Below are 10,786 nucleotides of genomic sequence, written 5' to 3' on the forward strand. Positions count from 1 at the left end.
CCCGCCACCTAGGGAGCAAAGAAGATGTTCGAGAGATTCACCGACCGTGCCCGTCGCGTCGTCGTCCTCGCCCAAGAAGAGGCGAAGATGCTGAACCACAACTACATCGGCACCGAGCACATCCTGCTCGGTCTGATCCACGAGGGCGAAGGCGTCGCCGCCAAGGCCCTCGAGTCGCTGGGCATCTCGCTCGACGCCGTGCGCGAGCAGGTGCAAGACATCATCGGCCAGGGCCAGCAGCAGCCGACCGGCCACATCCCCTTCACGCCTCGTGCGAAGAAGGTCCTCGAGCTGAGCCTGCGCGAGGCGCTGCAGCTCGGCCACAACTACATCGGCACCGAGCACATCCTGCTCGGCCTCATCCGCGAGGGTGAAGGAGTCGCCGCCCAGGTGCTCGTGAAGCTCGGCGCCGACCTCAACCGGGTCCGCCAGCAGGTCATCCAGCTCCTCTCCGGCTACCAGGGGAAAGAGGCGGTGGCCGTGGGCGGCGAACAGACCCAGGGCGCGCAGGGCGGCAGCCAGGTGCTCGACCAGTTCGGTCGCAACCTTACGCAGGCCGCGCGCGACAACAAGCTCGACCCGGTCATCGGGCGCGAGAAAGAGATGGAGCGGGTCATGCAGATCCTCTCCCGTCGCTCCAAGAACAACCCCGTCCTGATCGGTGAGCCCGGCGTCGGCAAGACCGCCGTCGTCGAGGGCCTGGCCCAGGCGATCGTCAAGGGCGAGGTCCCCGAGACGCTGAAGGACAAGCAGCTCTACTCGCTCGACCTCGGCTCGCTCATCGCCGGCAGCCGTTACCGCGGTGACTTCGAGGAGCGCCTGAAGAAGGTCACCAAAGAGATCCGCACGCGCGGCGACATCATCGTCTTCATCGACGAGATCCACACCCTCGTGGGTGCGGGTGCCGCCGAGGGTGCCATCGACGCCGCGTCGATCCTCAAGCCGCTGCTCGCCCGTGGCGAGCTGCAGACGATCGGTGCGACCACGCTCGACGAGTACCGCAAGCACTTCGAGAAGGACGCCGCCCTCGAGCGCCGCTTCCAGCCCGTGCAGGTCAACGAGCCCTCGCTGCCCCACGCGATCAACATCCTCAAGGGGCTGCGCGACAAGTACGAGGCCTTCCACAAGGTGTCCATCACCGACGGCGCCATCGTCGCGGCGGCGAACCTCGCCGACCGTTACGTCAGCGACCGGTTCCTGCCCGACAAGGCCATCGACCTGATCGACGAGGCCGGCGCCCGCCTGCGTCTGTCGATCCTGTCCGCACCGCCCGAGCTGCGCGAGTTCGACGAGCGCATCGCCGGCGTCCGCGGCCAGAAAGAGGGCGCGATCGAGGACCAGGACTTCGAGAAGGCCGCCTCGTTGCGCGACGAAGAGAAGAAGCTGCTCGGTGAGCGCCTCCGCCTCGAGAAGACGTGGCGTTCGGGCGAGGCCGGAGCCGGCGGAACCGTCGACGAGGGCATCATCGCCGAGGTCCTGGCCCAGGCCACGGGCATCCCGGTCTTCAAGCTCACCGAAGAAGAGACCTCGCGTCTCGTCTTCATGGAGAAGGCCCTGCACCAGCGCGTCATCGGACAAGAGCAGGCCATCGCGGCCCTCTCGAAGACCATCCGCCGCACGCGTGCCGGCCTGAAGGACCCGAAGCGTCCCTCCGGGTCGTTCATCTTCGCCGGGCCCACCGGTGTCGGCAAGACCGAGCTGGCCAAGGCGCTCGCCGAGTTCCTGTTCGACGACGAGGGCGCGCTGATCTCGCTCGACATGTCCGAGTACGGCGAGAAGCACACCGTCTCGCGACTGTTCGGTGCCCCTCCCGGGTTCGTCGGCTTCGAAGAAGGCGGGCAGCTGACCGAGAAGGTCCGTCGCAAGCCGTTCTCCGTGGTGCTGTTCGACGAGATCGAGAAGGCCCACCCCGACATCTTCAACTCGCTGTTGCAGGTGCTCGAAGAGGGTCGTCTCACCGACGGTCAGGGTCGTGTCGTCGACTTCAAGAACACGGTCATCATCATGACGACCAACCTCGGCACGAAGGACATCACCGGCGGCCCCGTCGGCTTCCAGATCGAGGGCGACACGGCGACCTCCTACGAGCGCATGCGTTCGAAGGTCACCGAAGAGCTCAAGAAGCACTTCAAGCCGGAGTTCCTGAACCGCGTCGACGAGACGATCGTGTTCCCGCAGCTCAACCAAGAAGAGCTGCTGCAGATCGTCGACCTGTTCATCAAGCGCCTGTCCGACCGTCTGCTCGACCGCGACATGACGGCCGTCCTCTCGCAGTCCGCGAAAGAGCGGCTCATCGAGATCGGGTTCGACCCGTCGCTCGGTGCCCGGCCGCTGCGTCGTGCGATCCAGCACGAGGTCGAGGACCGTCTGTCCGAGCGCATCCTGCAGGGTGAGCTCAACGCGGGCGACCACGTCCAGGTCGACTTCGTCGACGGAGAGTTCACCTTCGCCACCTCGCGTCAGCCGGGTCGCGAAGAGGTCCTCGTGGGCGACGCCCCCGAGCTCGAGAGCTAGGCGCGACACCAGCACGACGGCAACACCTGCGCGACAGCACTACCGAAGGAGGCGCGGGTCGCCTTCGACGCCCAGGGCGGTCTCCCACTGTGGAGGCCGCCCTTCGGCGTACCCGGGGCCGGGTCGCGAACGCGTCGCTAGGCTGGGCGGCGGCCCGCGCCTCCTCGGGTCGTGGTCTTCGAGGGAGTCCCATGTCAGATGCGGCAGACGCGCCCACCGGTGCCGACGGACTCGTCGGTGCCGACGCGCTCGGGGGTGCCGACGCGCTCGTCGGTGCCGACCGGCACGGCATCACGGTGCGGAACGCGGTCGTGAGTGACGTGCCGCACATCCAGCGGCTGTGCGAGCCGTTCGTGCAGAAGCGCATCCTGCTGGGCAAGGACCTTGTGACGCTGTACGGCGACGTCCAGGAGTTCCAGATCGCGGTCGGGCCCGACGGGGTGCCGATCGGCTGCGGCGCGCTGCACGTCATGTGGGACGACCTGGCCGAAGTGCGCACGCTCGCCCTCGACGCCGCATGGATTCGCAAGGGGGTCGGCCACCGCCTCCTCGAGTCGCTCGAAGGGGCGGCCCGCCGGCTCGAGATCGGCCGACTGTTCTGCCTGACGTTCGAGGTCGACTTCTTCGAGAAGCACGGCTACTTCAACGTCGGCGACGAGGGGCTCGTGCCGCCGGACGTCTACGGCGAGCTCGTGCGCTCGACCGACGAGGGCGTGGCGGAGTTCCTCGACCTGGCGCGGGTGAAGCCGAACACGCTCGGCAACTCACGGATGCTCAAGGCGCTGCCCGCGCTGTAGTCGTCGTAGCCCGAGCCCACGATCACCGTGGCCGGTCGAGTGGTCCCGAATCGTCCCTCGACGCGCTGGGAAGGACGATTCGGGACCACTCGACCCGCGCCTCCTGGGCTCGCGGGCTTCTCGCTAGCCGAGGGCCTTGAGGAGGTCTTCCGGGTTGGCGGCCATGGTGTGCGGGCCGGCGATGTCGAAGAAGACCTGCTCGATGACGTCGAGGTGGGCCTCGAGGAAGGCGCGCAACGAGAGCGCGTCGTAGAGCATGACCTGGCGGTTCGGGTCGTCGGGGACCATCGCGGCGTAGGTGTCGTCCGACGAGAAGAGCAGCAGGATGCGCTTGTCGGTGTTCTCGCGGCCGAAGACGCGGACCTGGTCGCCTTCGTCGGGGAGGGCTCCGTCGTCGGGGCCGCCGGTGGAGGGTGCGGCGTCGGCGGTGGCGCTCGTGGCGCTCGCGTCGCTCGGCAGGACGAGCTTCGGGACGACGACCACGTCGTGCCGCAGGGCGAAGGCGACGGCGGCGGCGTCCTGGGCGGCGAGGGCCAGCTCGAGCGACTCGGAGCGGAAGGTGCCGTTGCGGTCGTCCGGGTCGACGGGCTCGCGGGGGTCGACGGGCTCGGAGGAGGGGGTGGCTGCGTTCACGGGTGGGTCACTGTCAGTTCAGGATCATCTGGGCGGTGTCGGCGGAGGTGATGTCGCCGACCGAGACGGCGAGGCGGTAGGTCGCGCCGCCGGCGGTGACGGGTTCGCGCGAGGTCGACTCGCAGGTGTCGGCGGAGGAGCGCGTGCGGTCCCAGGCGATGGGGGGAGTGCTGAGGGTCTGGCCGGCGGTGAGCGTGACGACCTGGTTGGTGCCGTTGACCTGGCAGTCCTTCGACGACCAGTACTGCTCTTCGCCGCTCGAGATGACGAGGGTCTGCTGGGCCGAGCCGAGGTCGATCGAGCAGTCGGAGCGGCCCGAGTTGGTGATCGACATCGAGATCTGCGGCAGCTCGGTGGCGGCGTAGCTCGTCTTGTCGGTGACGGGCTTGAGTTCGATGCTGCGGGTCGAGCAGGCCGGGGCGTCGGAGGCGCCCTCGGTCGAGGTGTCGGCCGGGTCGGCGGTGGCGTCGGCCGCGGGGGCGGTCTCGGTGGGGGCCGGTTCGCTGGGGGCGGTGTCGGCCGGGGGCGCGGAGGTCGTCGCGGCGGCACCGGGTTCTGCCGAGCCGGACCCGGGGCGGACGACGATCAACACGATGATGACCACGACCGCGATCAGACCGAGCGCGAGCACCGCGCGACGACGCCAGTAGACCGAGGGCGGTTGCGGCCCGACCGGGTTCTTGAACGTCGACATGGGCACAGGTTAAGGGCCGGTCAGGGGGTTGGCCGGGACCACCACGGCGTGTGGGCTGAGAATCCGCGTGGAGCGGGGTGCAGGTGCCTGGTGAGGCCGCCGACCCGGGTGTACCCGGGTGCTGGGGATGTTGGGTGCGGGCGGGTCATGTCGGGTGGGGGCGGGTGCTCGGGAGGTCGGGAGGTGGGGGCCGAGTGGGCAGGAGATGCTGCTCGTGTGCGGGGGAGGAGCATCTTTTGCCCACTCGGGCCCTGGTCTCGTGCGGGTCGGGCCGGCGGGTGCGGCTCTGGTTCCGGAGGCGCGGGTCGAGTGGTCGGAGATCGTCCGTCGGGTGCGTCGGAAGGACGGTTCGGGACCACTCGACGGGTCGGTGCTCGTATGCGGGGGTGCAGGCGTCGCGGCCGTCGAGTGGGCAGAAGGTGCTCGTCGGGTTGGTGGGAGCAGCACCTTCTGCCCACTCGCACCCGGCGTCGGACGTGCGGGACCGTACGTCCGCCGGCCGGGCCCAGCCCGGCCCGGGGCCCGGGTCAGGAATCACGGGACGCGTCAGCACACCCGAGTCGGCCTCGGGTCACGAGGCGCGGGTCGGGCCGAGAGACGCGGGTGTCTCGGGTAAGGAGGCGCGGGTCGGGCCGGCTCAGAAGGCCCGGTCGAGTTCGCGGTCGCGTTCGGAGCCCGCGGCGCTGAACGCTCGGCGAAGCGCTTCGCGCAGGTTGCCCGACTCGGCGTCGACGAGCTGGGTGAAGCCGAGGCGTCGGGCCTCGGAGGCGCGTTGTTTGGGCGAGGAAACGGGGCGGATCTCGCCGGCGAGGCTGATCTCGCCGACGGCGGCCATGGTCTGGGGGAAGGGTTTCTCGCGGCTGGCACTGGCGAGGGCGAGGGCGATGGCGAGGTCGGCGCCGGGTTCGGTGATCTTGATGCCGCCGACGGTGCTGACGTAGACGTCGGCGTCGCCGAGGCGGATGCCGGCGCGGCGTTCGAGCACGGCGAGCAGCATGGCGACGCGGGAGGAGTCGACGCCGTTGACGACGCGGCGGGGTTGAGGTGTCGAGCTGGCGACGATGAGTGCCTGGACCTCGACGGGCAGGGCGCGGCGGCCTTCCATGGCGACGGTGATGCAGGTGCCGCTGACGGGGGTGCCGTTGCGCGACATGAAGAGGCCGCTGGGGTCGGCGACCTCGGCGATGCCGTCGCCGGTCATCTCGAAGCAACCGACCTCGTCGGTGGGGCCGAAGCGGTTCTTGTGGGCGCGGATGAAGCGGAGCGCGGTCTGCCGGTCACCTTCGAACTGGCAGACGACGTCGACGAGGTGTTCGAGCAGGCGGGGGCCGGCGATGGTGCCGTCCTTGGTGACGTGGCCGACGAGCAGGACGGGAAGGTTGCGGTCTTTGCTGACGCGGATGAGGGTCGAGGCGACCTCGCGCACCTGGGAGGTGCCGCCGGCGATGCCATCGATGGTCGAGGACGAGACGGTCTGCACCGAGTCGACGATGACGAGCTGGGGGTCGACCTGGTCGATCTGGCCGAGGATGACCGAGAGGTCGACCTCGGCGGCGAGGAAGAGGTTGTCGTGCATGGCGCCGGTGCGTTGGGCGCGGAGGCGGACCTGCGAGGCGCTCTCTTCGGCGGTGACGTAGAGGACGCGGGCGCCGGTGGCGGCGGCGCGGGAGGCGACCTCGAGCAGCAGGGTCGACTTGCCGACGCCGGGTTCGCCGCTGAGCAGGATGGCGGCGCCGGGGACGATGCCTCCGCCGAGGACGCGGTCGAACTCCGCGATGCCGCTGGGCCAGTAGGCGACGCTGTTGGCTTCGACCTGGGTGATGGGTCGTGCGACGCGGTCGCCTTCGACGCGGACCGAGGCGGTGCCGCGGGCGCTGACGAGGGCCGAGGTGACGTCGACGACGGTGCCCCACTTCTGGCACTCGCCGCAGCGCCCCGCCCACTTGAGCGACGTCCACCCGCACTCGGTGCAGCGGAACGGGGGAGTGGTGGTGCGAGCCATGCCGTCAGCCTAGGAGGCGCCCCCGACATCGGCGGAGGCGTCCGTCGGGGACGTGGTGGCGCCTCCTGCAGGGTCCGTCGTCGGGGTGTCGCTGCTGGTGCTGGCAGTCGGGGCGGCGGCAGCCGCGGCCGTGTGGGCCGCGACGGCTTCGGCCTCGCGGGCCTCGTGGGCGGTGGCGGCCTCGTCGGCGGCGATGCGAGCGAGGCGGGCGGCGATGGCGGGTTCGAAGGCCGAGGCCCAGACGCGGTAGCCGCGGTCGTTGGGGTGGAAGAGGTCGCCGGCCGAGTTGCGGTAGGTGCGGAAGAAGCCCTGCGCGCGGGTGGTCTCGTAGAGCGGGGCGACGGTGAGGCCGAACTCGCCGGCGAGGCGGTGGACGATGGCGTTGGCCTCGACGAGCTTCTTCTCGCGGTCGGGAATCCACATGGCGGGCAGGTCGCCGACGATGGCGTGCGAGGGCAGGGCGCCGTAGATGACGCGGAGGTTCTTCTCGAACGACTCGGGGTTGAACTGGATGATGTCGTTGGCGCCGATGGCGACGGTCACGACGTCGGGTTCGTACTTCTCGAACTTGGGCAGCTGGTCCTTTCGGCAGAGCCAGGTGGTCGAGCCGCTGACGCTGAGGTTGACGACGCGCAGCGAGGTGTGGCTCTGGCGGCGGATCGAGGCCGAGATGCGGCCGACGTAGCTGCGGGCCGGGCTCGAGGCGCCGATGCCCTGGGCGGCGGAGTCGCCCATCGCGACGTAGAGCAGCTTGCCCTTGCGGTCGAAGCGGTCGCGCCACCAGGCCGAATGGACGGGCAGCAGCGCGTTCAGGTCGGCGGCGGCCGCGTTGCGTCGCTGCATGAAGCGGGTGACGCCGGCGCCGGCGGCGGCCGTGGTGGCGAGGGTGACGCCGACGCCCGAGACGAAGGCGAGGACGGTGTGGCGTGAGGGCATGGGCCGAGGTTACGCCGGGCTCCGATGCCCGTGCCGGGCGTCTGTGCACCCTGTGCACAACCCCGAGGAGGCGCGCGCCTGTGGGCGACGAATCGTCCGGTTTCGTCCCTGCCGCCGGATGTACTAAACTCGTCCTCGGTACCGTGTCCGAGCGGCCGAAGGATCATGTCTCGAAAACATGTGTGGGGGTTAACTCCACCGTGGGTTCAAATCCCACCGGTACCGCCAGAGAAAGAGCCTCGAGAACCCCGTAATTGCAGGGGTTCCGGGGCTCCTTTCTTCGCTTACGGGGAGCAGCGGTAACGCGGCGGTAACGGGAATGCGGTGAGCTCCAGTGAGCAACCAGCACTTCCGCATCGCGAGGGGTGTCCAGCTGTCCCAGCCTGCCGTCAAGACGGAACGTCACGCGCTCGTCGTCCACCTTGACCTCAGGGCAAATCGAGCAGCTCTATCGCAGCCGACCCCGTCGACGACGACGACCCGGCGGCCTCGCGGTCGCCCTCAGCGCACGTGCACTCGAGACGTTGCGCGACGTCATCGTGCCGGGCCTCGACCTCGTGCCGATCGCCTTCTAGATGAGCCACCAGCGAAGCGCAAATGCAAAGAGAGAATCGACGATTCTAACTTGATTGTTCTGCTCCTGGTACTCGACGACGGGATCAGCGCCAGACTGCTCCGCAAGGTCTTCTAGCTGAGTCTCGTCCATGTCATCGAGAACGTCAGTAGCCGCCGACTTTGACATAAGACTGAGCTTCTTCACCGTCTCAACCTTGCGTGGACAGGGCAGCGTAACCCCGAGTAGCGGTGTGCCCTTCGGGACTTCGACAATTTTCTCCGGAGCACATCTACGTCAACGTCCACGTTGGGTAGAAGTTCTCGCAGTGCAAGCATGATCAGCCGATACCCATCCGCAGGCCCATATTTGTGGGTGGGGTATTCGTCGCGGGCTTTTCCCTTGGGTCCCTTCGTCAGCTTCTTGACCCAACGAACCTCGGAAAGAACCGGAGCGAGGCTGGTCTTGTCGAACTCGTCCCAATCGGTGGGGGACACGAGCTCACTCAGCTCGTCGGCGGCGAAGTAGTAATTGTTGTTGACCACAAGAGCGGCGCTAAGACGCTGCATCGTTTGAGGGCTGCCGTAGGCATTCTCCGCCAGCCGCTCCGCCAACCCCGCAGGCGCCTGCGTCCTGAGCTTGATCCAACCGTCTTTCACAATTTGAGCCAGCTGGCCCAGTTGGCCTGCGTCGCTCCACAGACCGAAGTTGTTGGCTTTGAAAGAGCCGCCCATGTTCGGTACGAGAGTCGGAATGAGCTCGGCCCGATGCCCAGACGCAATGAGAATCACCCGTCCGCCCTTGTCGACGAACGGCGTGATGTTTCGAACGATTTTCCGCTGTTCATCCCGATGGAGCATGTGAAGGTCGTCGATGATCAAGACACGCTTGGTTTTCAGAAGAGCCCTGGTCACAAAAATATTGCTCGGATCTGTGGACGTACCACCGCGACTGTTCTTCTTCGACCTATTCCAACCCCACTTGCCCACAAATCGGCCAACCGACGAAACCCCGGCGCTAAGACCTATCTCGCGGGACTCGGACGTCTCATCGCCTTCAGAACGGGTGGTGTGCGTGCCGAGAGCCGTATTCGCGGCCTGCCAAAAACCTTCCGCGGTCTCGGTGTTGGGTGCCTCCACGTAAAGCGCCTTCGGAAGCACCTTCTGAACGAGAACCGACTTCCCGGACTTACTCGGGCCGTACACCAAGAGAACACCGGAGCCGGAGGCCGCGTGTCTCGCGACGTCACCCTCAACGGACTTCTGCTGTTGGTAGGTGTACTTGGGATATCCCCGGACCGGGAACACGTCATCGACTGCCAGAGCTTCGGTGGTCACGGGATCACACGAGCGAGGTGCCCATGAGATGAGGTGACCTGAAACCATGATCGTCACAAGTCGGTTGGCTACCCGGTGGGGGGAGCCTAGGTAGGTGGAGCGGGCCGGCCGAGCAACATTTTTAACATGCCTCGCGCGTGCTTGGCCTGCTCTTTGGGGCCGAAGACGCCCACGAAGATCAGCACGAGGATGGTGGCACACCAGAGCGCCGCCAGGACTTAGGCCAAAACCAGCAAGTCTGGGACGACGACCTGAGCCGCCGCGACGATCCCGGCGGGGAGACCCCACGCGGTAAGAGCACCGAAATTCCGCACCGCTTCCCCAAGCAGGTGTTCGACTTCCCATGCGTCTACACCAAATAAGGTAACGAGATTGCGTACTAGATATGCGATGTCCTAAAGCTCTGTAGCCCCGCGAGCGACACGATTCATGGGGGATCCGTGAAACTGTACGGACAGCAAACCCATCGCTCTGTTCGATTTCGCAGCCCGAATTAGGGCCGTAAAGCTTGTATCCGGGGATCTAACTAGCCCATGACGGGCGGGCCCTTGCGGGCGGCTGACCAACCAGTCGCCATGTCGACATCATGGTCGCTCGATGCCGTTGTATCGCGTCTTAGCAAAGACTGATGCCTCACTCAGCAAATGCAATTGGCGGCTCTTCGCTTGACTCTTTCTCGAGGGGGCCTGCTCGAGCCTTGGCGTTCTCCCCCTTGGGGCAGACGGTCCTTTTATAGGGCCCCGAGGTATGCTCGGCTGCTCAGATCTGAGAGGTCAGGGGCGCCATGTCGTGCGTGCGGACATGCCATCGATCGCACGGAAGCGACTCAACATCGTTCTTGCTGACGTGGACGCGCATATCGCACATGCCCGTTCATTCGCGGGCGGAACCCGTGGAGCTCCCGCCGCAGTAGCGGGTGTGAAATGACCAGGACGTCCTTTTGCCGCCTGGTCGCCTGGTCACCGTAAGCTCGCACGCGTGACGACGTACGAACCGGCAGAGCTTGCTCGCGAACTCGGATACCTCGACGAAGACCGGCCCGGGCAAGTAGTCCGGGATTACCTCCGCAAGAAGTACCCCCATCACCCGAAGTATCAGCGCTGGGTGCTGGATGAGGACGAAGCGGCTGACGTGCGCGCGAGCGTTCCGCGTGGAAGGTAAGTCTCGGCGCCTGGTAGCCGATCCCTTACCCAGGTCGATTCCGGACTTACCTATCGAGACGATCTGGGTCTTGTAACGGCGGGGGAGTGTCCACTGCTCACGAGCGATCGGTGACCGATGGGCTGCCGGTCGCCCTGGTGGGTACCGGCATGAGCAGGC

Annotated in this window: 11 protein-coding genes and 1 tRNA gene; 6 read left to right on the forward strand and 6 right to left on the reverse strand. The window is 67.1% G+C overall.

Features of this window, described 5'->3' with window-relative positions; all coding sequences use genetic code 11:
- Positions 1-24 precede the first annotated feature (24 nt).
- Both OVA02_RS02455 and OVA02_RS02460 read left to right on the forward strand, forming a co-directional pair.
- The gene (locus OVA02_RS02455; RefSeq protein ID WP_267659157.1) at positions 25-2,514 is read left to right on the forward strand and encodes an ATP-dependent Clp protease ATP-binding subunit; all 2,490 of its coding nucleotides are present in this window, start codon (positions 25-27) and stop codon (positions 2,512-2,514) included.
- A gap of 191 nt (positions 2,515-2,705) precedes the next feature.
- Entirely contained in the window at positions 2,706-3,311 is a 606-nt protein-coding gene (locus OVA02_RS02460; protein WP_267659158.1) for an amino-acid N-acetyltransferase, read from the forward strand.
- A gap of 123 nt (positions 3,312-3,434) precedes the next feature.
- Here the strand turns inward: OVA02_RS02460 and OVA02_RS02465 are convergent, their stop codons facing one another.
- The 4 genes from OVA02_RS02465 to OVA02_RS02480 form a co-directional block, all read right to left on the reverse strand.
- Positions 3,435-3,944 carry a dehydrogenase gene (locus OVA02_RS02465; protein ID WP_267659159.1) on the reverse strand — a complete coding sequence of 170 codons (510 nt, stop codon included), beginning with the start codon at positions 3,942-3,944 and terminating at the stop codon, positions 3,435-3,437.
- A gap of 13 nt (positions 3,945-3,957) precedes the next feature.
- Positions 3,958-4,638 carry a hypothetical protein gene (locus OVA02_RS02470; protein WP_192125149.1) on the reverse strand — a complete coding sequence of 227 codons (681 nt, stop codon included), beginning with the start codon at positions 4,636-4,638 and terminating at the stop codon, positions 3,958-3,960.
- A gap of 637 nt (positions 4,639-5,275) precedes the next feature.
- Positions 5,276-6,640 carry a DNA repair protein RadA gene (radA, locus tag OVA02_RS02475; RefSeq protein WP_055975569.1) on the reverse strand — a complete coding sequence of 455 codons (1,365 nt, stop codon included), beginning with the start codon at positions 6,638-6,640 and terminating at the stop codon, positions 5,276-5,278.
- Positions 6,641-6,649: 9 nt separating this feature from the next.
- Positions 6,650-7,576, reverse strand: coding sequence for an SGNH/GDSL hydrolase family protein (locus OVA02_RS02480; protein ID WP_267659160.1), 927 nt, complete (start codon positions 7,574-7,576; stop codon positions 6,650-6,652).
- A gap of 137 nt (positions 7,577-7,713) precedes the next feature.
- On the opposite strand from OVA02_RS02480, the gene OVA02_RS02485 reads away from it, so the two are divergent.
- Together OVA02_RS02485 and OVA02_RS02490 are read left to right on the forward strand one after the other, a co-directional pair.
- Positions 7,714-7,804 (forward strand) — tRNA-Ser (locus OVA02_RS02485).
- A 194-nt stretch (positions 7,805-7,998) separates the two neighbouring features.
- On the forward strand, positions 7,999-8,151 hold the full coding sequence (locus OVA02_RS02490) for a hypothetical protein (RefSeq protein ID WP_267659161.1): 153 nt from the start codon (positions 7,999-8,001) through the stop codon (positions 8,149-8,151).
- Here the strand turns inward: OVA02_RS02490 and OVA02_RS02495 are convergent.
- Together OVA02_RS02495 and OVA02_RS02500 are read right to left on the reverse strand one after the other, a co-directional pair.
- Positions 8,148-8,336 (reverse strand): hypothetical protein, encoded by a 189-nt coding sequence (locus tag OVA02_RS02495; protein ID WP_267659162.1) that lies wholly within the window; start codon positions 8,334-8,336, stop codon positions 8,148-8,150. The genes OVA02_RS02490 and OVA02_RS02495 overlap by 4 nt on opposite strands.
- Positions 8,333-9,466, reverse strand: a complete 1,134-nt coding sequence (locus OVA02_RS02500) for an AAA family ATPase (RefSeq protein WP_267659163.1) — start codon at positions 9,464-9,466, stop codon at positions 8,333-8,335. The genes OVA02_RS02495 and OVA02_RS02500 overlap by 4 nt, the downstream gene beginning before the upstream one ends.
- A 137-nt stretch (positions 9,467-9,603) precedes the next feature.
- Between OVA02_RS02500 and OVA02_RS02505 the strand changes: the two genes are divergently transcribed.
- Both OVA02_RS02505 and OVA02_RS02510 read left to right on the forward strand, forming a co-directional pair.
- Positions 9,604-9,828 (forward strand): hypothetical protein, encoded by a 225-nt coding sequence (locus tag OVA02_RS02505; protein WP_267659164.1) that lies wholly within the window; start codon positions 9,604-9,606, stop codon positions 9,826-9,828.
- 616 nt (positions 9,829-10,444) lie between these two features.
- Positions 10,445-10,627: a hypothetical protein gene (locus tag OVA02_RS02510; protein WP_267659165.1), complete on the forward strand. Its 183-nt coding sequence runs from the start codon at positions 10,445-10,447 to the stop codon at positions 10,625-10,627.
- Positions 10,628-10,786: the final 159 nt, after the last annotated feature.

The organism is Frigoribacterium sp. SL97 (assembly GCF_026625765.1).
Classification (GTDB): domain Bacteria; phylum Actinomycetota; class Actinomycetes; order Actinomycetales; family Microbacteriaceae; genus Frigoribacterium.

Coding starts and splice junctions, on each gene's coding strand:
- OVA02_RS02480 (WP_267659160.1), bottom strand. CDS start 7,576: ATGCCCTCACGCCACACCGTCCTCGCCTTCGTCTCGGGCGTCGGCGTC.
- OVA02_RS02455 (WP_267659157.1), top strand. CDS start 25: ATGTTCGAGAGATTCACCGACCGTGCCCGTCGCGTCGTCGTCCTCGCC.
- OVA02_RS02470 (WP_192125149.1), bottom strand. CDS start 4,638: ATGTCGACGTTCAAGAACCCGGTCGGGCCGCAACCGCCCTCGGTCTAC.
- OVA02_RS02460 (WP_267659158.1), top strand. CDS start 2,706: ATGTCAGATGCGGCAGACGCGCCCACCGGTGCCGACGGACTCGTCGGT.
- radA (WP_055975569.1), bottom strand. CDS start 6,640: ATGGCTCGCACCACCACTCCCCCGTTCCGCTGCACCGAGTGCGGGTGG.